Annotated in this window: 22 protein-coding genes and 1 pseudogene; 15 read left to right on the top strand and 8 right to left on the bottom strand. The window is 66.5% G+C overall.

The annotated features are described in order from the left end of the window. Positions 1-23 precede the first annotated feature (23 nt). A complete protein-coding gene (locus IEW22_RS04745) occupies positions 24-947 on the top strand; it encodes a putative RNA methyltransferase (RefSeq protein ID WP_188585440.1) in 924 nt (307 codons plus the stop codon). On the opposite strand, the gene glgA is transcribed toward IEW22_RS04745, so the two are convergent. Beyond that, positions 926-2,098: a glycogen synthase gene (glgA, locus tag IEW22_RS04740; RefSeq protein ID WP_194440720.1), complete on the bottom strand. Its 1,173-nt coding sequence runs from the start codon at positions 2,096-2,098 to the stop codon at positions 926-928. The two genes, IEW22_RS04745 and glgA, sit on opposite strands and share 22 nt — an antisense overlap. Positions 2,099-2,293: 195 nt before the next feature. Here glgA and glgC point away from each other — a divergent pair, with 195 nt between their 5' ends. Beyond that, positions 2,294-3,520 carry a glucose-1-phosphate adenylyltransferase gene (gene glgC / locus IEW22_RS04735; RefSeq protein WP_188585439.1) on the top strand — a complete coding sequence of 409 codons (1,227 nt, stop codon included), beginning with the start codon at positions 2,294-2,296 and terminating at the stop codon, positions 3,518-3,520. Between the two features lie 71 nt (positions 3,521-3,591). Here glgC and IEW22_RS04730 read toward each other — a convergent pair whose 3' ends face one another. Genes IEW22_RS04730 through IEW22_RS04720 form a run of 3 tightly spaced genes read right to left on the bottom strand, consistent with a single transcriptional unit; the run spans position 3,592 to position 6,628 of the window. After that, positions 3,592-4,149: an NUDIX hydrolase gene (locus IEW22_RS04730; protein WP_188585438.1), complete on the bottom strand. Its 558-nt coding sequence runs from the start codon at positions 4,147-4,149 to the stop codon at positions 3,592-3,594. Then, positions 4,146-5,570, bottom strand: coding sequence for a coenzyme F420-0:L-glutamate ligase (locus tag IEW22_RS04725; RefSeq protein WP_188585437.1), 1,425 nt, complete (start codon positions 5,568-5,570; stop codon positions 4,146-4,148). The genes IEW22_RS04730 and IEW22_RS04725 overlap by 4 nt, the downstream gene beginning before the upstream one ends. Then, complete coding sequence (locus IEW22_RS04720; RefSeq protein ID WP_188585436.1) at positions 5,567-6,628, bottom strand: 2-phospho-L-lactate transferase CofD family protein; 1,062 nt, start codon at positions 6,626-6,628, stop codon at positions 5,567-5,569. Before IEW22_RS04720 ends, IEW22_RS04725 begins: the two co-directional genes overlap by 4 nt. A 657-nt stretch (positions 6,629-7,285) precedes the next feature. On the opposite strand from IEW22_RS04720, the gene IEW22_RS04715 reads away from it, so the two are divergent. Further along, positions 7,286-7,537, top strand: coding sequence for a WhiB family transcriptional regulator (locus IEW22_RS04715; protein ID WP_188585498.1), 252 nt, complete (start codon positions 7,286-7,288; stop codon positions 7,535-7,537). Between the two features lie 119 nt (positions 7,538-7,656). On the opposite strand, the gene IEW22_RS04710 is transcribed toward IEW22_RS04715, so the two are convergent. After that, on the bottom strand, positions 7,657-8,175 hold the full coding sequence (locus tag IEW22_RS04710; protein ID WP_188585435.1) for a metallopeptidase family protein: 519 nt from the start codon (positions 8,173-8,175) through the stop codon (positions 7,657-7,659). Positions 8,176-8,317: 142 nt separating this feature from the next. On the opposite strand from IEW22_RS04710, the gene IEW22_RS04705 reads away from it, so the two are divergent. The 3 genes from IEW22_RS04705 (at position 8,318) to manA (ending at position 11,393) form a co-directional block, all read left to right on the top strand. After that, positions 8,318-8,845 carry a DUF3499 domain-containing protein gene (locus tag IEW22_RS04705; RefSeq protein ID WP_188585434.1) on the top strand — a complete coding sequence of 176 codons (528 nt, stop codon included), beginning with the start codon at positions 8,318-8,320 and terminating at the stop codon, positions 8,843-8,845. Between the two features lie 134 nt (positions 8,846-8,979). Next, on the top strand, positions 8,980-10,071 hold the full coding sequence (locus tag IEW22_RS04700; protein ID WP_188585433.1) for a hypothetical protein: 1,092 nt from the start codon (positions 8,980-8,982) through the stop codon (positions 10,069-10,071). Then, a complete protein-coding gene (gene manA / locus IEW22_RS04695) occupies positions 10,068-11,393 on the top strand; it encodes a mannose-6-phosphate isomerase, class I (RefSeq protein WP_188585432.1) in 1,326 nt (441 codons plus the stop codon). Before IEW22_RS04700 ends, manA begins: the two co-directional genes overlap by 4 nt. 66 nt (positions 11,394-11,459) lie before the next feature. Here manA and IEW22_RS04690 read toward each other — a convergent pair whose 3' ends face one another. Continuing rightward, on the bottom strand, positions 11,460-12,116 hold the full coding sequence (locus IEW22_RS04690; RefSeq protein ID WP_188585431.1) for a TetR/AcrR family transcriptional regulator: 657 nt from the start codon (positions 12,114-12,116) through the stop codon (positions 11,460-11,462). 190 nt (positions 12,117-12,306) lie between these two features. Between IEW22_RS04690 and IEW22_RS04685 the strand changes: the two genes are divergently transcribed. From IEW22_RS04685 to nrdF, 6 genes are all read left to right on the top strand, one after another. Continuing rightward, positions 12,307-12,849: an NAD(P)H-dependent oxidoreductase gene (locus IEW22_RS04685; protein ID WP_188585430.1), complete on the top strand. Its 543-nt coding sequence runs from the start codon at positions 12,307-12,309 to the stop codon at positions 12,847-12,849. 631 nt (positions 12,850-13,480) lie between these two features. After that, a complete protein-coding gene (locus tag IEW22_RS04680) occupies positions 13,481-13,717 on the top strand; it encodes a redoxin NrdH (protein ID WP_188585429.1) in 237 nt (78 codons plus the stop codon). A 139-nt stretch (positions 13,718-13,856) separates the two neighbouring features. Then, positions 13,857-14,411 (top strand): class Ib ribonucleoside-diphosphate reductase assembly flavoprotein NrdI, encoded by a 555-nt coding sequence (gene nrdI, locus IEW22_RS04675; protein WP_229742178.1) that lies wholly within the window; start codon positions 13,857-13,859, stop codon positions 14,409-14,411. A 98-nt stretch (positions 14,412-14,509) separates the two neighbouring features. After that, positions 14,510-16,705 carry a class 1b ribonucleoside-diphosphate reductase subunit alpha gene (gene nrdE / locus IEW22_RS04670; protein WP_188585428.1) on the top strand — a complete coding sequence of 732 codons (2,196 nt, stop codon included), beginning with the start codon at positions 14,510-14,512 and terminating at the stop codon, positions 16,703-16,705. A gap of 70 nt (positions 16,706-16,775) precedes the next feature. Continuing rightward, the gene (locus IEW22_RS04665) at positions 16,776-17,519 is read left to right on the top strand and encodes a maleylpyruvate isomerase family mycothiol-dependent enzyme (protein WP_188585427.1); all 744 of its coding nucleotides are present in this window, start codon (positions 16,776-16,778) and stop codon (positions 17,517-17,519) included. A gap of 209 nt (positions 17,520-17,728) precedes the next feature. Next, entirely contained in the window at positions 17,729-18,730 is a 1,002-nt protein-coding gene (gene nrdF, locus IEW22_RS04660) for a class 1b ribonucleoside-diphosphate reductase subunit beta (protein WP_188585426.1), read from the top strand. A 74-nt stretch (positions 18,731-18,804) separates the two neighbouring features. On the opposite strand, the gene IEW22_RS04655 is transcribed toward nrdF, so the two are convergent. Then, entirely contained in the window at positions 18,805-19,725 is a 921-nt protein-coding gene (locus IEW22_RS04655; protein WP_188585425.1) for a LysR family transcriptional regulator, read from the bottom strand. Between the two features lie 108 nt (positions 19,726-19,833). Here IEW22_RS04655 and IEW22_RS04650 point away from each other — a divergent pair, with 108 nt between their 5' ends. Continuing rightward, complete coding sequence (locus tag IEW22_RS04650; protein ID WP_229742177.1) at positions 19,834-21,345, top strand: aminotransferase class I/II-fold pyridoxal phosphate-dependent enzyme; 1,512 nt, start codon at positions 19,834-19,836, stop codon at positions 21,343-21,345. Positions 21,346-21,361: 16 nt separating this feature from the next. Here IEW22_RS04650 and IEW22_RS04645 read toward each other — a convergent pair whose 3' ends face one another. Continuing rightward, positions 21,362-21,754, bottom strand: coding sequence for a TIGR03618 family F420-dependent PPOX class oxidoreductase (locus IEW22_RS04645; protein WP_188585424.1), 393 nt, complete (start codon positions 21,752-21,754; stop codon positions 21,362-21,364). A 123-nt stretch (positions 21,755-21,877) separates the two neighbouring features. Here IEW22_RS04645 and IEW22_RS20665 point away from each other — a divergent pair. Together IEW22_RS20665 and IEW22_RS04640 are read left to right on the top strand one after the other, a co-directional pair. Continuing rightward, positions 21,878-22,405 (top strand): annotated as a pseudogene (locus tag IEW22_RS20665) (DUF2252 family protein); the annotation flags it as partial. Next, on the top strand, positions 22,375-23,406 hold the full coding sequence (locus IEW22_RS04640; protein WP_407066591.1) for a DUF2252 family protein: 1,032 nt from the start codon (positions 22,375-22,377) through the stop codon (positions 23,404-23,406). The pseudogene IEW22_RS20665 and the gene IEW22_RS04640, both read left to right, overlap by 31 nt. Positions 23,407-23,429: the final 23 nt, after the last annotated feature.

Genomic DNA, 23,429 nt, shown 5'->3' with positions numbered 1-23,429 from the left:
GCCCGAGATCCGAAGCTTCCCTGATGCCAGCGCTGACGTCGTCATTCGAGAACGCGCTCGACATCCTCGCATGCCCGCTATGTGGCAATCGGTTCGAATTCACCGGTAACACCCTGGTCTGTACGTCGGGCCATTCCTTCGACATCTCCCGCAAGCGGTTCGTGACGATGCTGACCGGCGGCGGGACCCGGATGCGGTCGGACACCCCGGAGATGCTCTCGGCGCGCTCGCGTGTGCTGGCCTCCCCGTTCTTCTTCCCGGCACTGGCCACCGTCGCCGACATGATCGCACAGCTGCCGCTGGTCGGCGAACGTCTCGCGGTGGCCGACATCGGCGCGGGAACCGGACAGTATCTGGCCGCGGTGATCCGCCGGCTCGCCTCGGATCGTCCCACGAGTGACGTCCGCGGCGTCGGTCTGGACCTGTCCAAACACGCCGCCCGCATGATCGCCTCGATGGATGCGGCGGTGAGTGCGATCGTCGCCGACGCGTGGGCGCGCCTGCCGCTGGCGGATTCCTCGGTCGAGGTGGTCCTGTCGGTGTTCGCCCCACGCAACGTCAAGGAGTTCCGGCGGGTGATCACCGAGGACGGTCACATCGTGATGGTGACGCCTACGCCCCGGCATCTGCAGGAGATCACCACTCCCATGGGCATGCTCTCCGTCGACGACGGCAAGGCCGAACGGCTTGCCGCGGTGATGTCGGAGGATTTCACCCCGGCGTCGGAGGAACTGGTGGAGTATCACCGCACACTGGGGGTCTCCGAGATCGAGGATCTCGTGGCCATGGGGCCGAGTGCCTTTCACCTCTCGCCCGATCAGATCGCCGCGCGTGCAGCAGAACTCGGCCACACCAATGTGACCTTGTCCCTGGTGGTCAGTGTCTTCAGTCCCCGCCCGAGGGTGGCCGCCGACCTCGGCGGCGATCAGCGAGACGAGCGCGCCTGAGCGTAGACGTCCATCGTCTGCTCGGCGATCGTGTCCCAGGAGAACTCCGCGACGGCCCGTTCACGTCCGGCGACACCCATCGCCCGGGCGCGCTGCGGATCGGCGACCACGGCGTTGACGGCCTCGGCGAGGCCCCGTTCGAAGTCCGCCGGCGCGTCCTCGTGGTAGGGGACCAACACGCCGGTCACGCCGTCGTCGACGACCTCGGGGATACCGCCCACGGCCGAGGCGACCACCGCCGTGGCACACGCCATGGCCTCGAGATTGACGATCCCCAACGGCTCGTAGATCGATGGGCAGATGAAAACCGTTGCTGCGCTGAGGATCTGACGGATCTCAGGCTGGCCGAGCATATCCTGCACCCAGTAGACACCACGCCGTGAGGCGGCGAGTTCGCGGACGGCCTCGGCGGTCTGTGCAGCGATCTCGGGTGTGTCGGGCGCGCCCGCGCACAGTACGAGCTGGATCTCGGGGTCCAGATGGTGTGCGGCGGCGATGAGGTGACCGACCCCCTTCTGCCGGGTGATGCGCCCGACGAAAGCGGCGATGGGTCGGGTCGGGTCCACACCGAGGCGCGACAGGGGAGAGGACTCGTCGAAGGTGTCGTCGACGGGATACCAGACGGTGGTGTCGATCCCGTTGCGCACCACGTGGACCCGGGCGGGGTCGAGACGCGGATAGGCGTCGAGGATGTCGGCTCGCATTCCCGAACTGACCGCGATCACCGCGTCGGCGTACTCGACCGCGTTGCGTTCGACCCAACTCGACAGGCGGTAGCCGCCGCCGAGTTGTTCGGCCTTCCACGGTCGACGCGGTTCCAGAGAGTGCGCGGTGAGCACGTGGGGGACGCCGTAGAGGGTCGCCGCGACATGCCCGGCGAGCCCGGTGTACCACGTGTGTGAATGCATGACGTCGGCACCCTCGGCGCCCACGGCCATCCGCAGATCGGTCGAGAGCATCTGCAGTGCCGGATTGGTCCCGTCGAGCTGAGGGTCGGCACCGTAGACGTGAACACCCGGACGCGGTGCGCCCATGGCATGGACATCGACCGTCGCCAGTCGTGACAGGTGTCGAACCAATTCGGTGACGTGAACTCCGGCTCCACCGTAGACCTCTGGCGGATACTCCCGGGTCATCATCGCCACGCGCATTCCCCGACGCTATCTGTCGTCCCGGCTTCCCGCCAGCCGACACCAATCGCGCGCTCGCACAGTCGGTTGTCCGGATGCGGACGGTGCGCCCGCGAGGCCGCGGCGGGGGCCGACAACGGTAGACGAGGGCGGGGTCACGTGATCGGTGCGGGTGTATGTCTGGCTAGGCGCAACGAACCTCGCTAGGTTGGCAGAGTGAGATCGCAGCCGAACGTGCTTGGTATCGTCCTCGCCGGTGGGGAGGGAAAGCGGTTGTACCCGTTGACCGCCGACCGCGCCAAGCCGGCGGTGCCGTTCGGCGGATCGTACCGTCTGATCGACTTCGTACTCTCGAATCTGGTGAATGCCGGCTACCAGCGACTGTGTGTTCTCACCCAGTACAAGTCCCATTCACTCGACCGCCACATCTCCCAGACCTGGCGGATGGCGGGATTCAACGGCGAGTACATCACCCCGGTGCCCGCACAGCAGCGACTCGGGCCGCGGTGGTACACCGGCAGCGCCGACGCGATCCTGCAGTCGATGAATCTGGTGTACGACGAGACCCCCGACTACATCATCGTCTTCGGTGCCGATCACGTGTACCGGATGGATCCCGAGCAGATGGTCGATGCGCACATCGCGTCGGGGGCTGCGGCCACGGTCGCCGGTATCCGTGTCCCGCGTTCGGAGGCATCGGCTTTCGGATGTATCGACTCCGACGAGTCGGGATTGATCACCGGATTCCTCGAGAAGCCGGTGGAGCCGCCGAGCGTACCCGACGACCCCGACGTGACCTTCGCGTCGATGGGCAACTACGTGTTCACCACCCAGGCGTTGATCGACGCGATCGTGGCCGACTCGGAGAATCCCGACTCCGATCACGACATGGGCGGCGACATCATCCCGGCCTTCGTCGAACAGGGCCAGGCACATGTCTACGACTTCGCCGACAACGAGGTGCCCGGCGCGACCGACCGCGACCGCGGTTACTGGCGTGACGTCGGCACCATCGACGCCTTCTACGACGCGCATATGGACCTGGTGTCGGTGCACCCGATCTTCAACCTGTACAACCGCCGCTGGCCGATCCGGCACGCATCGGAGAACCTGCCGCCGGCGAAATTCGTCCACGGCGGCCTGGCGCAGGAGTCGATGGTCGGTTCAGGATGCATCATTTCGGCTGCGACGGTGCGCAATTCGGTCCTGTCGGCCGATGTCATCGTTGACGACGGTGCCACCGTCGAGGGATCGGTCCTGATGCCGGGTGTGCGCGTGGGCAAGGGTGCGGTGGTGCGTCGGGCGATCCTGGACAAGAACGTGACCGTGGCCGCCGGGGAGATCGTCGGTGTCGATGCGGCGCGCGACGCCTCGCGTTTCGCGGTCAGCGCCGGTGGTGTGGTGACCGTGGGCAAGGGCATCCACATCGACGGCGGTAGCTGACGCCGACCGCCGCACTTCGCGGTGCGGCCGGTGTGGGCGTGTACCTCGCCGTGCGTGTTGATCGTGCGTGTTCAGCTCAATCGGGCCAGAGCACGGCCGATGAGGTCGTCGATCACCGGCCTTTCGGCGTCGGCGGGCAGGTCGGTTATCGGCCACCAGGCGAGGTCCACCGATTCGTCGCTGATCACCGGCGTGGGCCGGACGCCGGCGGCCACCGCGGCGAACCGCAGATCCAGGTGACGGGTGGGCACGCCCAGCGAACAGGTGATCGGGTGGGTGTGGATCTCCACGAGGTCGCCGGTCACCGACAGCTCCGGCAGACCCGATTCCTCGCGGGTCTCGCGGGTCGCCGCGTCGACGACGGTGGTGTCGGTGGGTTCGCAGTGGCCGCCGAGCTGGATCCATTTGCCCACCCGCGGATGCAGGGTCAGCAGCACGTTGTCGAGTGTCTCGTCGAAGACGATCGCCGAGGCGGTGATGTGGCCGGGGACGCTCGCCCGCAGGCATGCGTCGGGAACGGCGGCCAGAAATGCCAGGACCGTGTGGCGAACGGAGTCCTGGTCTGTGTCCGGCGGCGTCCACCCGGTGAGCAGATCCACTGCCGACGCGTGGAGCGAGGAGGCACTCACAGTTCGATCACCAGACCCTGAGTCGAAGCGGGCTCACGCAGCGCCACCGTCTCGCGATCAGCAGCGTGACCGATCGCGATGGCGCCCATCGGTCGTGCGTCGGGGTCGAGTCCCAGTGTGCGACACGTGATCTCCGGCGCGAAGATCGTCGAACCGATCCAGCAGCTGCCGATGTCGCGCACCGACAGCGCCACGAGGAAGGCCTGGACCGCGGCGCCGACGGCCACGGTGAACATCGTCGCCTCGGCGGCCGTGCGCCGCTCGTCGGGGTAGTCGTGTGCGCCCTCGCCGACCATCACCGGGATCACGACCTCGGGGGCGTCGTAGAGGATGCGTCCGCGGGCCACGCGTCTGTCGATCGACTCCGGCGACGTGCCGTCGGCGAGCAGATCTGCGCGCCAGGCCTCGGCCATGCCGTCCAAGAGTCGGCTGCGCAACGACCGGTCGCGCAGCCAGACGAAGCGCACCGGGCGCGTGTGGTGCGGTGCGGGGGCGGTGAGCGCCTCGCCGAGAGCGGCACGGATGTCGTCGGCCGCCACGGGTTCGTCGGTGAACGTGCGCACCGAACGTCGGGTGAGCAGCGCCTGCCGGCGGCCGGTCTCGACGGCTTCGGCGGTGCCGAGCCAGAACATGTCGTCGGATCCCGTGCGTACGAGGTCGCGGGCGCGCGAGCCGTTGTCGCGCGGCCGCAGACCCCTGACCACCGCGACGGGTACGCCGGTGAGTTTGCCCTTCACCAGGTCGGCGGCGGCGGCGATCTCGTCGGCGACGGCCACCTCGGTGACCACCAGCGGGTTGCCGTAGTCGTCGACCGACCCCTCGTAGGGGTGGGTCACCGCCAGTCCCGCCGAACCGATGGCGGCGTCGGTCTGCCCGATCCGCCACGCCCGCCCCATCGTGTCGGTGATGACCACGGCGACGTCACGTCCGGTGCGCTGTCCGATCGCCTCGCGCAGCGCCTGCGCGGAGGCATCGGGATCCTCGGGGAGCAGTGCGAGTTCGTCGGCGGCGACGTTGGATCCGTCGATCCCCGAGGCCGCGGCGACGATACCCAGTTTGTTCTCGGTGATCAGGGTGCGGTTACGGCGGGCGACCACCCGCACGGCCTCCTGCTCGACCAGTCGTCTGCGCAGCGCATCACGCTCGTCGGGGTCGGCAGGTGCGGGCACCATACGGCCCTCGACCTTGGAGACCACCTTGCTGGTGACCACCACGACGTCGCCGTCGGCCAGCCACGGGGCCGCGGCGATGATCGCACCGGCGAGGTCCTCACCGGGTGCGAAACGTCGCAAACCGGTCACCGGTCGGATCTCGATACTCGCGGCTGTGCCGTGATCAGCGGGGGCTTGATCGGTGGGGGCGTGGTCGGACGGGGATTCGACGGCCTCGCCGGTGGAAGAGTCGATGATGTCGTCGGTCATCGCCGTGTGGGCCTCACGTCGACACCCACGAGATCGCCCGCGTCGATGATCATCTGGGCGGTCGCCTGCGGATCCGACATCAGCAACGGCGCCGAGGCGACCGCGACGCCGGGGATCTCAGCGGTGTCCTGCGGTGCGATCAGCCACCCGTCGAGCAGACCGTTGCCCGAGCGGGCGCCGTAGTGCTCGCCGACGGCCTGTGCGGTGGTCGGCACCCCGATCGCGGAGAGGCATTCGTCGGCCATCCCCCGCAGTGGCCGGTCGGCGATGATCGGGGAGATGCCGACCACCGGTGCAGCGGCCGAGCGCAGCGCCGCGCGAACACCCGGCACCGAGGTGACCGCACCGATGCTGACCACCGGATTGCTGGGTGCGAACAGGATCAGGTCGGCCTCGGCGATCGCCTCGAGAACGCCTGGCGCAGGGGCAGTTTCGTCGGAACCGACCTGGGCGAAGCCGTAAGTGGGGATCTGGGCGCGATATCGCACCCACCACTCCTGGAAGTGGATGGCGATCTTGGCGATCTCGCCGTCGCTGCCGCCGGCCAGATCCGGCGCTGTCTCGCCCGACGGCAGCGGCCTACCCTCGGGTGCGGCCACCACCACATGCGTCTCATGGCGGTCGTTGGTGACCGGCAGCAATCGCACGCCCGGATCCCAGCGCCGGCACAGTGCGGCCGTGACGTCGGACAGCGCGAACCCCGCGTCGAGCATCTGTGTGCGGATGAGATGGGTCGCCAGGTCGCGGTCACCCAGGCCGAACCAGTCCGGGTCCGCGCCGTAGGCGGCGAGTTCCTCCTTGGCATGCCACGTCTCGCCGGCACGGCCCCAGCCGCGTTCGGGGTCGATGCCACCGCCGAGGGTGTACATGCACGAGTCCAGATCGGGACAGATCCGCACGCCGTGCATCCACGCGTCGTCGCCGACGTTGACGATCGCGGTGACCGTGTTGTCGCCGGGAGCTGGGTCGTCGGGGAACGGGGTGCGGCCGAAGAGTTCGCGGGCGCCGAGCAGGAAGCGGGCGCCGCCGACGCCGCCGACGAGGACGGTGATCTTCACAAGGGTCCACTTTATGCTCGTGTCGTCACTGTCATTCGAGGGGATCAAGTGGTAAAGCATTTTGCTCATCGGCTTGACCTGAGTGGCCGATCCCGTGTCTAATTACAGCAGTGTCATTCCAGGTTTGTGATCGAGAATTGTTGGAACACAACATGTTCGACCACATGTTCGAAACATGGTTCAAACCTGGTGGCCACCCGGGCCGACACGATCGTGGTGCCTTCACCTCGGTGGCGGCGCGTGATGGCAGTACAACACCACCAATCCAGACGTGGACATCCGCCCTCGGCGGGTGGCATGTCCAGCAGGAGTCGATCGTCCCGGGTGAGTCCACACCGCGGGCGTAGGGAAAACGGCAAGCTCAGATGAGGAGGCGGGACGATGGCTTTTGAGCGCAGCAACAGCCTAGAACCGCAGTTCGAGGCCCGAGCCGCATATGTGACCGAAGCTCGCGAGGCGAACAATATGGACGTCGATTCGGCTGTGGCCGAACCGAATTCGTCCACGCCGGCACCCTTCGGTGTAGGGGCTTCGGGTGCGGATTCGTCCGGTACGGAGTCGCTGGGTGATCGGCTGGCTGATCCCAGCCGCCCGCATCTGCGACTCGTGGAGCCGCCCGTCGCCGGCGACTGCACCACCTCGGTCGCCGGTGCCGGCCTGGCCGACTTCGAGGGTCTGTTCGAGACCGTCGAGGAACAGTGGCAGGACCGCGCACTCTGTGCGCAGACCGATCCCGAGGCGTTCTTCCCCGAGAAGGGCGGATCGACCCGCGAGGCCAAGCGCATCTGCCAGGGCTGCGAAGTGCGGTCGGAATGCCTCGAATACGCCCTGTCGAACGACGAACGGTTCGGCATCTGGGGCGGCCTCAGCGAGCGTGAGCGTCGCCGCCTCAAGCGCGGCATCATCTGAGCCGATCGTCGGCCGCCAGGCCGGCGATCAGTGCGGCCGTCAGATCGTGTGGACGGCGATTAGTCAGGAATCGATCAGTCAGGAATCGATCAGTCAGGAATCGATCAGTCAGGAATCGATCAGTAGGAATCGGGGTCGATGGTGTCCTCGTCCACCCCGAGGTGCGTGGCCACCTGCTGGACAAGGACCTCGTGGAGCAGGTCGAGGAGATCGGTGCCGCGCTTGGCCCGGCTCTCGAGCGGGCGGCGGAACACCACGATCCGTGCCCGGGTGGGGCGACCATGACTGTCGATACCGGCCGGGACCAGACGCGCGAGCGGGATCGGCCCGTCGGCGGTGACCTCGTCGGGCCATTGGATCGACTCGGGGTCGCGCGGAAGCATCCGCGGGATGTCGTCGACTGCGATGTCGAGATCACGCAGCCGGTCGTGCCAGCGAGCGTCGATCTCGGCGAACGCCTCGAGAACCACGACGTCGAACGATTCGGCGCGCGTGTTGGAGGCCGGGACCGTCTGGGGCAGCAACGTCGAACGCAGACCACGGCCGCGACGGTCGCGTACGCGTATCCCGCGCCGACGTCGCGGGCGGGGGCGGTCGGAGCGCGCAGTGCGTGTGCGCCGTTCGACGGGATCCGGCATGGCGCGATCTTAATCCTCGGTGCGGTCTGTGGTGTTCGAGCGTCGCGGCGTGCGGCGTGTTCGGTTCTGCCGACCCGATCGTGACGATCCGGCGGGCGTGTCGGCGGGCGGGGCGCAGACGCCGGGGATAATCTCGGACATTGTGAGGCTTCCACGTCAATGCTGCAGGCCGGGATGCGCCGATGCGGCGGTGGCGACCCTGACATTCGTCTATGCCGAGTCGACCGCTGTCGTCGGCCCGTTGGCAACTGTCAGCGAGCCCCATTCGTGGGATCTCTGCGAGCGCCACGCCGCACGCGTCACCGTTCCCCGCGGGTGGGAGATGATCCGCAGCGGGACGGGGTTTGCGCGCCCCGTCCGTGACGACGACGATCTCACCGCCCTCGCCGAGGCTGTCCGCGAGGGTGCGCTCGGCGACGGGGTGGTTCGCGAGGTGAGCGGTGGTCGCCGGGTGGAGTTCACCGCTCCCCGCGGCGAGGAGCGCGCCGACATGCCGATCCCTCCTGGTCCCTCCTACTCCCGGCGTCCGTCGGGGCCGGTGCCCGGCCCGACCACCGGCGCCGAAGGCCCCGCACATCTGCGTGCCGACGCCGCCCGCCGCGACGGGCGGTCCTCGACCCGCCCGGGCCGCCGCGGACATCTGCGCGTCCTGCCCGATCCGGTCGACTGACCGCGCTTTCCGGTTGATCGCGCTTCCCCGTTGATCGCGGCCCTGTCGGCTGAACGTAGGAGCATGACCGCACCGACCCCGATCGCGCGAGCCGGTTTCCAGCGAGCCGGCACGCCGATGTCTACTCTGGGCTCATGTTGACGGGACTGTCCGACCTCGACGATGTCGATGCGGTCAACGCCGCTGATGTGGCGCGTGATCTGCACTCGGTCGCGCGTGCGGGTGCCCAGGTTCGTTCGGTCGCCGAGGCGCAGCGTGAGGGCGTTCTCGAGACGCTGGCCGAGCTGCACCCCAGAAGTGTGGTCATCATCTGTGAGGTCGGCAGTGCTTGGCGCGCAGCACAGTTCGTGATCGCTGCCTATGCCGCGGCCGTCGATGTCCCGCTGGTGTGCACGGCGACCCTGCCGAGCTGGGTGGGGCCGTTGGACGTGGTGGTGGTGTGCGGCGACGACGCGGCCGCGCCGGGCCTGCCCGATGCGATCGCGCGTGCCGGCAGACGCAGCGCCGAGGTGGTGATCGGCTGCCCTGTCGAGGGTCCGGTCCGTGAGGTGGCGACCGGGGCGATGGTGGACCTGTCGCCCCGCGTGATGGTGCCCCGCCGGTTCCGGTTCGTCGGTCATGTCGCGGTGTTGCTGGCCGTCCTGGCCGCGCTGCGCCGCGTCCGGGTCTCCGAACCGCTGCCCGACCTTGACGCTCTGGCCGACGCGCTCGACATCGAGGTCGCCCGCAACAGTCCGGCCAATGAGACCTTCCGCAACGACGCGAAGCTGCTCGCGACGCGTCTGGCGCAGCGTCCGGTGGTGTGGGCCGGTGACGGACCGCCCGCTGTCGGTATCGCCGCCTGTGCCGCCGCGGTCGCCGCGACGACGGCTGGGGTGGTCAGCACCCCGGTGGCGCTGGGCGAGGCGGTGGAAACGTTCTCCGGTCTGCAGATGCGCGGCGGCGCCGCCGCTGCAGCGGACTCGATCTTCTACGACCCGCAGATCGACGGCCCGGCCGCGGCGTCGCCGCAACTGGTCGCGATCTGCACCACCGACAGGGAGTGGGTTGTGCGCCAGCAGGTTTCGGCTTTGACCGATGTCTACGTGATGACATCGGCCGGCGGCGATGACCCTGAGACGCCGGCATCGGCGTCCGGTGGTGGCTGGGCCTCGGAACTGATCCTGCTGGAGAGCCGGATCGAGATGGCATCGGTGTACCTCGAGTTGATGGGCGCGCAGGGATGAGACTGATCGCGGGAGTCGTCCGTCCCTACGCCTGGGGTTCGCGGGTTTCGTTGGCCGCGCTGCGCGGGATGCCCGTTCCGTCACCGCATCCCGAGGCTGAGCTCTGGTTCGGCGCACACCCCGCCTCACCCTCTCCGTGGCTCGGCGACGCCGGGGCGCAGCCGGGTGACGGCGAAGATCTGCTCGCCGCGATCGAACACGATGCCTGCGGTGAACTCGGCGCCTCGACAGTGTCGGAGTTCGGCGACCGGTTGCCTTATCTGGTGAAAGTGCTTGCCGCCGAAGAGCCTCTGTCGCTGCAGGCTCATCCGACCTCGGAGCAGGCCGCGCAGGGTTATGCACGCGAGAACGACCTGGGCGTGCCGCTCGACGCGCCGGAGCGCAACTACCGCGACCGCTACCACAAGCCCGAACTGATCGTCGCCCTCACCGAGTTCGAGGCGCTTGCGGGGTTCCGGGATCCGCAGTCGACCATCGAACTGCTCCGCGCACTGCAGACCCCCGAGCTCGACAGCTATCTGGGACTGCTGGTGGGCAGTCCCGACTCGTCGGGACTGCGTGCCCTGTTCACCACGTGGATCACCCTGCCCGATCCGACACTGCAGACGCTGATCCCGGCGGTCCTCGATGGCGCGGTGCGTTACCTCAACAGCGGCGGCACGGTGTTCGCCCGGGAGTGCCGCACGGTGCTCGAGCTCGGCGAGATGTATCCGGCCGATCCGGGTGTACTGGCCGCGATGCTGCTCAACCGGATCTCCCTGCAGCCCGGGCAGGCCCTCTACCTGGGTGCGGGCAACCTGCACGCCTACCTCTACGGCACCGGCGTCGAGATCATGGCCAGCTCCGACAACGTCCTGCGTGGTGGTCTGACCACCAAACACGTCGACGTGCCCGAGCTGCTGAGGGTGTTGGACTTCACCCCCGTGGCGCCCGCAGACCTGAGCCCGACGGTGCGAAACCTCAACGCCGAGAGGATCTATCTGACGCTGGCTGCGGACTTCCGGCTCTCGCGGGTGGAACTCGACGGCACCGGACTCGTGCACGCCTCGTCGATCAGCTTCGACATGCCCGGGCCGCAGATCCTGCTGACTACCGCCGGCGCGATCGAGGTACGTCCGATCGACGGATCTCCTTCGGCCACCGTGCCCGCCGGCGCGGGGGCGTGGATCCCCGACAGCGACCCCGACGTGGTGGTGCATGCTGCGGCCTCGCGTGCGGTGTTCTACCGAGCGCTGGTTCCCGGCCTGGCGACGCGTCCGGTCGACGAATCCGGGACCGACGCCGATGCGACGGACCTCGACGCGGCGCGTCTGGTCGGCTGACCGTACTGCTGCGCGACGTCACGTACGCCCGCGGGCGGGCTAGGGTCACGTACGCCCGCGGGCGGGCTAGGGCTGGTGACTGCGACCGGCGATCAACATGCGCGCGGTGCGTTCCCATTGCGCGATGATCTGCTCGAGCGTCAGGTGCTGATCGAGGAGAAACCGCAGCGCCGAGGCATCCATCGGCGCGAGCAGTGTCAGCGTCAGGGTCTCGAGGCCGTCGCCGAAACCCAAGGACTGCAGCAGAATCCGTATGTGCAGTCGTGACGCGGTCGCGGCCGGATGCATCAGTCGTTCGATTCCCGCGCCCTCGGCCTCGGCGAGCACGTCGAGATGGGCATATGCGGTCTGCAGTCGTGCGCGTCCGAAGGCCAGCAGTCGCTCGTCGGGGGGCGCACCCGGACCCAGCGGTGGCGGGCCGTACAGATACGAGCGCTGCAACTCTGTCTCCGACCGGTCGAGCAGCGCGTGCATGAGTCCGGTCCTGCTGCCGAATCGGCGGAAGACCGTGCCCTTACCCACACCAGCGGCCTTGGCGACGGCATCCATCGTGACAGCGGCCGCGCCGTGCTCCTCGATCAGCTGTGTCGCGGCATCGAGAAGCAGCTGCCGATTCCGAGCCGCATCGGCCCGCTCGGAGTCCTGAGCCCAGGCGGTCACGGTCAGGGCGTCCGGCGGCGTCAGCGACACCGTCTCGGGTTCACGCGCAGACGGACCGACCATGCGCATGAGCGTAGACGACCGCGGGTGCGGCGCAATGAGTGCATATCCGGCGTTGGTCGATCGAGACGCCCGGGTGGGTGATCGGACACACACCGCAGTACGGAATTGTCTCGGACTCGAGTCCGTTTACACGAGTGATCAGATATCAGCCACGTGACCGGTACACAGCCGGGGAAGTGAGGATGCCTTCATGGCGACATCAGTACTGGCGCTCGTCGGAAGTCTTCGTCAGGAGTCCAAGAACAAGGAACTCGCCGAGCTGGCCCGTGACCTCGCCCCCGAAGGCGTGTCGGTGAGCCTGTTCGAGGGTCTCGATGAGCTTCCCTTCCACAACGAGGACATCGACGGCGACCAGGTCGCCGAGGCCGTGACCCGCCTGCGTACCGCGGTGGCCGATGCGGATGCGGTGCTCGTGGTCACCCCTGAGTACAACGGCACCATTCCGGCCGTGCTCAAGAATGCGATCGACTGGGCGTCGCGTCCGTTCGGCAACGGCTCGCTGACCGACAAGCCGGTCGCGGTGATCGGTGCATCGCTTGGTCGCTTCGGTGGCAAGTGGTCGCATGACGACACCCGCAAGGCTGTCGGTATCGCTGGCGCACGCGTCGTCGAGGACGTCGAGGTGGGGCTGCAGTCGTCCACCTACGACCGCGCCGCCGAGGATGAGCAGGTCGTGGACAAGGTTCGCGGCGCGCTGACCCGGCTCGTCGACTTCTCGGGCGTGCCCGCCTGAGAGTGCCGGGGCCGCCGCCCGTCGATCGACCTCGTGGTCGGTAGGGGTGGGGCCCGGTGAGAATCAATGGCCCCAGATCGCCGGTGACGGCGGTCCGGGGCCGTTCTCGTTCTGCGGTCGTCGCGCGCCGGTCGAGCGAGGACGCGGGTCTGCGCGGCGGTCGCGGGCCCGGGATGTCGGTGGCAGCCGATACCGTCGCGTCATGCGGTGCAGGTGCCACGGGCAGACAGTCCTCATGCGGCATCGACCCTCGTGTGGCATCGACGGTGATGCGACACGCCGCTGCGGTGGTTGTCTTTGCCAGCGTGCATGGCTCCGACCAGCGAATATCACGAATGTGATTCGCAAGCTGTTGTGGTGTTCCCATCCTGACGCCACTAGGTGTAGTGTTTCCAGCACCCGGTCAGCACGACAGGTTGTGGCGAGAACGCTCGGTTGGAGCACGGTCGGCGCGCCCTGTTACACGGTTCGGGATTGCTATGACAAATCGCTCGACACGACGTTCGCCGGGTACGTATCCGGGGGTCGTCGGCAACAACTGACTCACAGCATTCGGGTGCGGGGAAGCGCTCGGATGTTCTCTGTACCCCGCACTCACGACATATCTCTCGGAGCTGAAGGAGTCGACCTCATGAGCAGCATCACCGTGTACACCAAGCCCGCCTGCGTCCAGTGCAATGCGACCTACAAGGCACTCGACAAGCAGGGTCTGGATTACGACGTGGTCGACATCACCGAGGATGCCGAGGCCCGCGATTACGTGATGGCGCTGGGTTACCTGCAGGCGCCGGTCGTGGTGGTCGGTGACGACCACTGGTCGGGGTTCCGTCCCGATCGCATCAAGGCCCTGGCTGTGGCCGCTGCCTGAGCGCGCGCCAGCGCAGAAGAAGGTTCAGCGCAGCAGTAGTTCGTTCGTCACCAAGCAGAGAAGTCGACGGGCCCGGTAGCCCCCGGGCCCGTCGGCGTCTGATCCGGCCCCCGAGTCACGATGGGAGGGAGTGGTCACGATGACCGCTGGTATGCCGACGCACACCTCCGTCGATACCCGCCGCTGCGCCGATCGTCGGGCTGACGAACCGCTGTTGGACGAACCGCTGTTGGACGAACCGCTGTTGATCGTCTACTTCTCGAGTGTCTCGGAGAACACCAGTCGATTCGTCGACAAACTCGGGATGCGTTCGATGCGGATACCTCTGACCGGTCGCGACCAGCCGCTCTCGATCGACGAACCGTATGTGCTCATCTGTCCGACCTACGGCGGAGGCAAGCACCAAAGCGGCTCCGTCGGTGGGGGATTCGTTCCCAAGCAGGTGATACGGTTCCTCAACGACCCGCACAACCGGTCGCTGATCCGGGGAGTGATCGCCGGTGGGAACTCGAACTTCGGCGAGGAGTTCTGTCTGGCCGGCGACATCATCGCCGCCAAGTGCAAAGTGCCCTACCTGTACCGGTTCGAGTTGATGGGGACAGCTCACGACGTCGAGCGGGTCCGCGACGGGTTGGCCGAGTTCTCGCGCACCGTGGTGTCGCGCACCGTCGATGATCACGCCGTCACGGTGTGAGTCCACTGCCCGGCGCGGGCCAGCACTGATCCACCCCTCGACTTCACCCTTTCGACTTCACCCTCCCGACCAAGACGCAACAACCCTCAGGAGTCACAGTGTCGCCAACCGCCACATCCGTTCGTGAAGGCACCACCGTCGGGGTGTCGGGTGCGCATGCCGACCCTGCGGGTCATTCGCCCGCAGAACACGACTATCACGCGCTCAACGCGATGCTGAATCTGTACGACGCCGAGGGCAAGATCCAGTTCGACAAGGATCGCGAGGCTGCCAACCAGTACTTCCTGCAGCACGTCAACCAGAACACGGTCTTCTTCCATGATCTCGACGAGAAGCTCGACTATCTCGTGGAGGAGAACTACTACGAGCCCGAGGTGCTCGCCAAGTACGACCGTGAATTCGTGAAACTGCTGTTCGGACATGCCTATTCGAAGAAGTTCCGCTTCCCGACCTTCCTCGGTGCGTTCAAGTACTACACCAGCTACACACTCAAGACCTTCGACGGCAAGCGTTACCTCGAGCGGTTCGAGGACAGGGTGTGCATGGTGGCGCTGACGCTGGCCGACGGTGACACCGCACTGGCACGCGCACTGGTCGACGAGATCATCGAGGGCCGTTTCCAGCCGGCGACCCCCACCTTCCTCAACTCGGGTAAGAAGCAGCGCGGCGAGCCTGTTTCGTGCTTCTTGCTGCGTATCGAGGACAACATGGAGTCCATCGGGCGCTCCATCAACTCCGCACTGCAGCTGTCCAAGCGCGGCGGCGGGGTCGCGTTGCTGCTGAGCAACATTCGCGAGCACGGCGCCCCGATCAAGAAGATCGAGAACCAGTCCTCGGGCGTGATCCCGATCATGAAGCTGCTCGAGGACTCCTTCTCCTACGCCAATCAGCTCGGCGCGCGGCAGGGTGCCGGTGCGGTGTATCTGCACGCCCACCATCCCGACATCTACCGCTTCCTCGACACCAAGCGGGAGAACGCCGACGAGAAGATCCGCATCAAGACGCTGAGCCTGGGTGTGGTGATCCCCGACATCACCTTCGAACTGGCCAAGAACAACGACGACATGTATCTGTTCAGCCCGTACGACGTCGAGCGCGTCTACGGTGTGCCGTTCGCCGACATCAGCGTGACCGAGAAATATCACGAGATGGTCGAGGACGGGCGGATCCGCAAGACCAAGATCAAGGCGCGCGAATTCTTCCAGACGCTGGCCGAGTTGCAGTTCGAGTCGGGCTACCCCTACATCATGTTCGAGGACACGGTGAACCGGGCCAATCCGATCGCCGGCAAGGTCACCCATTCCAACCTGTGCTCGGAGATCCTGCAGGTCTCCACACCGTCGACCTACAACGACGATCTGTCCTATGCCCATGTGGGCAAGGACATCTCGTGCAACCTCGGCTCGCTGAACATCGCCAAGACGATGGACTCGCCCGACATCGCCAGGACGATCGAGACGGCGATCCGCGGGTTGACCGCGGTCAGCGATCAGACAGCCATCACCTCGGTGCCCTCGATCGAGAAGGGCAACAATGAGTCCCACGCGATCGGCCTCGGGCAGATGAACCTGCACGGGTACCTCGCTCGTGAGCGGGTGTTCTACGGCAGCGACGAGGGCATCGACTTCACCAACATCTACTTCTACACGGTGTTGTTCCACGCGTTGGCGGCCTCGAACAAGATCGCGCAGGAGCGTGGGCGGGCGTTCGCCGGCTTCGACGAGTCCACGTACGCCAGCGGTGAGTTCTTCGACAAGTACACCGAGCAGGTGTGGGAGCCGAGCACCGAACGCGTGCGAGAGTTGTTCGCGCAGGCCGAGATCACCATCCCGACGCAGGACGACTGGCGGGAGCTCAAGGCGTCCGTGCAGAAATATGGCATCTACAACCGCAACCTGCAGGCCGTGCCGCCCACCGGATCGATCTCCTACATCAACCACTCGACGAGTTCGATCCACCCGGTCGCCGCGAAGGTCGAGATCCGTAAAGAGGGCAAGATCGGCCGCGTCTACTACCCGGCGCCGTACATGACCAACGACAACCTGGACTACTACCAGGATGCGTACGAGATCGGCTACGAGAAGATCATCGACACCTATGCCGCGGCCACGCAGCATGTCGATCAGGGGCTGAGCCTGACCCTGTTCTTCAAGGACACCGCCACCACGCGTGACGTGAACCGGGCTCAGATCTACGCCTGGCGCAAGGGAATCAAGACGCTGTACTACATCCGGCTGCGTCAGATGGCTTTGGAGGGTACCGAGGTCGAGGGCTGCGTCTCCTGCATGCTGTGATCGTGTGAGATCTGGTCGACACGAGCCGACGCCGCTTCCCGCGCGCGTCGGCTCGTGCACACTGTGCGACATGAACGCAGACATGTGGCTCGAGGTGATCGTCGCCGAGGGAGACCGCCTGATCGATACCGATCCGGCGCAGCTGGCCGCCCCGGTACCGACCTGCCCCGGGTGGACCGTGCATGACGTGATCGGCCACACCGGTGCCGTGCACCGGTGGGCCGCGGACAAGGTGTGCCAGACAGGTCTCTACCGCGGATACGACACCATCGCGTTCCCCGACGACGCAACGGTGATCGACTGGTACTGCGACGGTCGTGATCTGCTGGTGCGGGAGCTCCGGCAGCGCGATCCTGATGCGCCGGCGAAGACCTTCGTGGGGGAGCGGACCAACGCATGGTGGTGTCGTCGGCAGGCCAACGAGGTCGCGGTGCATCGATTCGACCTCGACTCGGCGACGCGCGCCGGCGACGAGCGGCCCATCGAGGCCGGGGTGGCCGCTGCCGCCATCGACGAGTGGCTCGAACTGTTCGCACCGCGGTTCGTCGAGATGGGCCCCGGTGTGCCCGAACATCTTCTGGGTCGCACGCTGCATCTGCACGCGCATGACCACACCGACGGCGAATGGGTGCTCACGGTGACCCCTCGGGGCTTCGATGTGACCCGAGGCCACGTCAAAGCCGATGCGGCGCTGCGTGGGAGTGCATCCGATCTGTTGCTCGCGCTCTGGCATCGCAGAGCTCTCAAGGAACTCGACGTCGCCGGTGAGGGCTCAGTCGCCGACGAGATCCTCGATCTCGTCCACGTCACCTAGCTGCCACGCGACCCGGCCTGACCTGACCGCAACGGACGGTTGAACCCATGACTTGGTTCACCCCATGACTTGGGGTCCATTGCTCCCCATCCGCACCAGATGTTGTGTCTTAGCGTGTGTCGCCTCGGGCACGCGCGGGGTCGGCGAATACATTGGTTGCCAGCGCTGCGCTAAATACCAGCGGCAGGTTTCGAGACGTGAGGATTCCCATGACGACCACCCCACACAGCCCCGCCGACGGTGCACCCATCAAGTTGGTCAGCCGTGTGTCGGCGATCAACTGGAATCGGGTCACCGACGACAAGGACGCCGAGGTGTGGGATCGGCTGACCGGCAACTTCTGGCTGCCCGAGAAGGTGCCGGTGTCCAACGACATCCCGTCGTGGAACACGCTGACCGAATACGAGAAGCAGCTCACGATGCGGGTGTTCACCGGTCTGACGCTGCTCGACACGATCCAGGGCACGGTCGGCGCGGTGTCGCTGATCCCGGACGCCTCGACCCCCCACGAGGAAGCGGTGCTCACCAACATCGCCTTCATGGAATCGGTGCATGCCAAGAGCTACAGCTCGATTTTCTCCACACTGTGCTCCACCAAGGACATCGATGAGGCGTTCCGCTGGTCGGAGGAGAACGACTATCTGCAGCGCAAGGCCAACATCGTCATGGGCTACTACCGTGGCGACGATCCGCTCAAGCGTAAGGTCGCCTCGACGCTGCTGGAATCGTTCCTGTTCTACTCGGGCTTCTACCTGCCGATGTACTGGTCGAGCCGGGCCAAGCTCACGAACACCGCTGATCTCATCCGGCTGATCATCCGTGACGAGGCAGTGCACGGGTACTACATCGGCTACAAGTACCAGCGCGGCTTGGAGACCCAGACGCCCGAGCGCCGGCAGGAGCTCAAGGACTACACCTTCGAGTTGCTGTTCGAGCTGTACGACAACGAGACCGACTACACCGAGTCGCTGTATGACGAGGTCGGCCTCACCGAGGACGTCAAGAAGTTCCTGCGCTACAACGCGAACAAGGCGTTGATGAACCTCGGCTACGAGTCGATGTTCCCGCGTGACGAGACCGACGTGAACCCGGCGATCCTCTCGGCGCTGTCACCCAACGCCGACGAGAACCACGACTTCTTCTCCGGGTCGGGGTCGAGCTACGTCATCGGCAAGGCGGTCAACACCGAGGACGAGGACTGGGACTTCTAGTACTTCGGCTGTCGTCTGGTACGGGTGGTCGTCGGTCGGACGTGGACTGTCGGATGTGGACTGTCGGATGTGGACTAGGGTTCGCGTCCGACCGCAGACGTCGGGGCCGGCGGCAGTTCGGCGCGCAGCGCGGTGACGATGGCGTCGACGGCAGTGCCCTCGATCCACGGCGCCACGACGAGTGACACCTTCCGCTCCAGATTGGGTTCGTCGATCTCGACGACGACCACGTCCTCGTTGACCCCGGACAGGGCGAGTTCGGGGATCAACGCCACCCCGAGCCCGGCGGCGACGTACGCGGAGATGACCCGATAGTCGTCGCTGCGGGGGCCCGGCAGGGGAGTGAACCCCGAGCTCTGGGCCGCGTCGAACAGCGCGAGGTCGACCGGATCGGAATCGGTGGTCCCGAGGATCCAGCGTTCGTTCCGCAACATCGCCAACGTCAGCCCGGGGTCTGACGCCAACGGGTGGTTGCGCGTCAACGCGACCGCGAGGCGTTCGGTGGTCAGTGGGATGCGACGACTCCCACGCGGCAGCCGGGTGCCGCCGCGGCGGCCGTAGACGATGGCCATGTCCAGACGCAGGGCCGCCATGCCGTCGAGCAGGCCGTCGAGTTCGGTCTCGGTGATCCGTGGTTCGAGGCCGAGGGTGCCCGCCGCCTGGACGAGGGTAGGCAACAGGTATGCGGCCGCGGTGGGGAAGATGCCGACGCGTATCCGCCGCCGCGACTGCGCGAGTTCACTTCTCACGTCGTCCTGGGCCTGGGCCGCGCGGTCGAGGAGCGCCTGAGCGTGCGGGAGCCACGCCCGCCCGGCCGCAGTCAGGACGGTTCCCGATGACGATGCCTCGACCATGGGTGTACCCGTCAGCCGGCTCAGTGCCGAGAGATGGTGTGAGACTGTCGGCTGGCTCCAGTCCAGCACTCGGGCGGCTGCGAGCACCGATCCGGTATCGGCCACCGCGCGGAGCGCGCGCAGTTGGCGGAGGTCGAGCATGGGGACGTCCCTCGCATTCGCGAACGGCTGGTCGGATAAATAGCCAGTATGGATGGTTGCAGAATAGTCGCTCTTCTGTATGGAGCGCGTGCGAGCGACGATGTGCGTATGACACTCGAGTTCTCCGACCTGCGCGACGGCCTGGACATGGCTGCGATGTCGTCGACCCCGTACGCCGATGCCATCGCTGCACACGCTGCGCGCGACAGCATCCGGTTGATGGTTCCCGGTCACGCGGCTGATGTGCAGGCCGCGCCCACCCTCGCGTCGTTCTTCGGCGAGCGCACCCTGCAGTTGGATCTCCCGCAGCTGATCACCGGAATCGACAAGGGGATCGACAACCCGCTGCAGCGCTCGCTGGACATGGCCGCCCGGGCGTGGGGCGCGCGGCGGACGTGGTTCATGACCAACGGTGCATCGCAGGCCAACCGAGTGGCGTGCATCGCTCTGGGTGCTTTTCGGCGACCATCGGATCCTGTTGTCGCACAGCGCAGTATGCATTCGTCGTTCACCGATGGCGCGGTGATCGCCGGTCTGTCACCGCGATTCGTGCAACCGTCGATCGACGCCGTGATGGGGATCCACCACGGCGTCACTGCGGACGCATTGCGCGACCGGCTCGATTCCGTCGAGTCGCCGAAGGCGGTCTTCGTGGTGTCGCCGAGTTATTTCGGTGCGGTCGCCGATGTCGCGGGTCTGGCCGAAGTCGCCCACGAGCGGGAGGTGCCGTTGATCGTCGACGGCGCGTGGGGACCGCATTTCGGATTCCACCCCGATCTCCCCGGCAACCCGCTGGACCTGGGCGCCGATCTGCTGATCTCGAGCACACACAAACTCGGCGGGAGTCTCACACAGTCGGCGATGCTGCATCTCGCCGAGGGACGATTCGCCGATGAACTCGAACCGCTGATCGCCCGAGCGAATCTGATGGCACAGTCGACGAGTTGCAGCGCATTGCTGCTGGCGTCCCTGGACATCGCGCGAGATCGACTCGAGAAGGGCTCCGACGGAATCGGTGCATCCATCGCCCTCGCCGACGAGTTGCGTGCCCGAATCCGGGCAGGCGGACGGTTCGGGATCGTCAGTGACGGGTTCGGAAGCTTCTGCGACATCGTCGCCACCGATCCATTGCGGGTGTCGATCGACGTGAGTGTCGCGGGACTCAACGGTCACGCTGTGCACGAGGCCTTGCTGGCCGATCACGGTATCTACCTGGAGATCTCGACCGACCGGTGCGTGGTGGCGCTGGTCGCGCCCGGCGTCGCTGTCGATATCGACCGTGTGATCGCGGCCTTGCACTCGTTCGCCCCCGGTGGCGACGCCCCGGAGCCACCTGCGCTGCGTCTGCCCGAACCAGGATCACTGGCGATGTTGCCACGCGATGCGTACTTCGCTGCCGCGCAGACGGTTCCGATTGCTGAGGCGATCGGGCGGGTGGCCACCGAGTCACTCGCGGCCTACCCGCCCGGTATCCCCAACGTGCTTCCGGGCGAAGTGATCACCGCTGAGGTGGTGGCCTTCCTGCAAGCGGTGTCGGCATCGCCGGGTGGATACGTGCGTGGCGCAAGCGATCCCGATGTGACCACGTTGCGCGTGGTCGCCGATCACCCCCGGCAGTGACCGCGACGTGGCGACGCTACTTCTTGCCGAAGTAGGTCACGTCGAGGTTCAGGATGATGCGGTCGCGGGAGTCGTCGGGCGGTTGCTGGTCGGCGTTGCCGTAACGCTGGCCGAGCACCACGTAGTAGGCGCCGGTCGGGTCGGGCTCGATCGAGTCGACGATGCCGCGGGCCTCGAGGTAGCGGTACGGATTGTCCGGGTCGGTGATCACGAACGAGAAGTTCGGGTTCTTCAGAAGATTGGCGACCTTCTTGCGGAACTTGGTGTGCGTGAAGCGCAGCATCCCGTTCTCCCACTTGAACCACATCGGCGTGGCGTTGGGTACGCCGGCCGGGCTGATCGTGGCCAGCACGCCCACTATCGGACGTTCGAGAAGATCCTCGTACCCTTCGGGAATCGCGACTGTCATGGCGCTCAGCCTAGGCGGTCAGGGCGGCGGGTGTCCGGCACCGCCCGCGTGATCACTCCGACAACAGCGGAGCCCGCGTCGGCGATCGACGTCGAACGACGCCGATCGTTCTATCATCCGAGAATGGCGGCGCAGGACACCTCGACCTCAGACAGCTCGGCCCCGCAGGGCGGCCCTGGTGATGCCGGTTCGGCCGATCAAGCCGACCAGGCGGTGGCCACGGCGCGCTCGACGAACCTGGTCCACGCGGGTGTGCCGGTCCCCGAACACGACGGCGCGGGCCGGCTCGAGCGCAAAGTGGTGCCGCGTAAGAGTCTTGCCGAGTGGAACCCTGCGACGCGGGGACACGACCCATTACAGACGATCCTCGCGCAGAACGAGATTCGCGACCAGCGGCTGGTGCCCATGCGTCACGGGCGGATGTCGGCGTCACCGTGGACCTACTATCGCGGCGCGGCAGCGGTGATGGCCGCCGACCTCGCCTCGTCGGCACACACCGACCTCACCGTCCAGCTCTGTGGCGACGCCCACGTGCTGAACTTCGGTCTGTGGAACACCCCCGAACGCAACCTGGCCTTCGATCTCCGCGACTTCGACGAGACGCTTGCCGGGCCGTTCGAATGGGACCTGAAGCGCTTCCTGGCCAGCCTGGTGGTCCTCGGCGGCGACAAGAAGATCCCGGCCAAGTCCGTCACCGCGGCGATCGAGGCGGGCTACCGGGGTATCGGACCCAGATCGGGGAGTACTCGCGCACACCCATCCTCGACGTCTGGTACGACCAGGTGGAGGCCACCGATCTGGTGCGACTCACCGAGGGATCGAGCAGCGACGACACCAAACTCGACGAACTCATCGAGAAGCGGGCCCGCAAGCGGACCAGCCGCGGCGCCAGCAAGAAGCTGACGATGGTGGTCGACGGTGAGCGGCGCATCAAGGAGAAGCCGCCGTACCGCATGCACGCGCTGTCGGACTTCACCGAACTGCTCGGCGAGGCGATCACGGTCTACCACGAGTCCACACCCGACCACCTCTCGAGCCTGCTGTCACGATTCAATGCCGTCGATGTGGTCCAGCAGGTGGTGGGAGTCGGCAGTGTCGGCATGCGCGTATTCCTCATACTCAACGAGGAGCATGTCACCCACGACCCACTGTTCCTCCAGGTGAAACAGGCCACCGCGTCGGTCTACGAACAGCACCTGCAGCCGAGCACATATGGCAACCACGGTTCACGGGTGGTCCACGGGCAGCGGCTCATCCAGAGCGCCTCGGACATGTTCCTGGGATGGACGTCGGTCGACGGCTATGACTTCTACGTACGCCAGTTCCGCGATGGGAAGGTCATCCCGACCGGTGAGATGCTCGCACCCCGGCTCCCGCAGTTCGCGTATGCCTGCGGCCGGGTGCTGGCCCGCGCGCATGCTCGAAGCGGTGACGCGCGGGCGATCACCGACTACCTCGGCGGCGGCAAGTCCAGCACCGCCAAAGGGGACAAGCACGGCGGCAAGACACAGGACAGTGCGAAACGCGACAAGGTCGCCGAGGCCTTCATCTCATTCGCCTATGCCTACGCCGACCAGAACGCTGCCGACCATGCCCAACTGGCGAAAGCCGTCGAGAACGGGGACATCCCGTCGGCCCCCGGATGGCCGTGATCGAGTCGCGGCCGATCGAGGCC

Origin of the sequence: Gordonia jinhuaensis (assembly GCF_014639795.1) — a bacterium.
Taxonomy (GTDB): Bacteria; Actinomycetota; Actinomycetes; order Mycobacteriales; family Mycobacteriaceae; genus Gordonia_B; species Gordonia_B jinhuaensis.
This window is presented reverse-complemented; position numbering and strand designations above follow the sequence as displayed.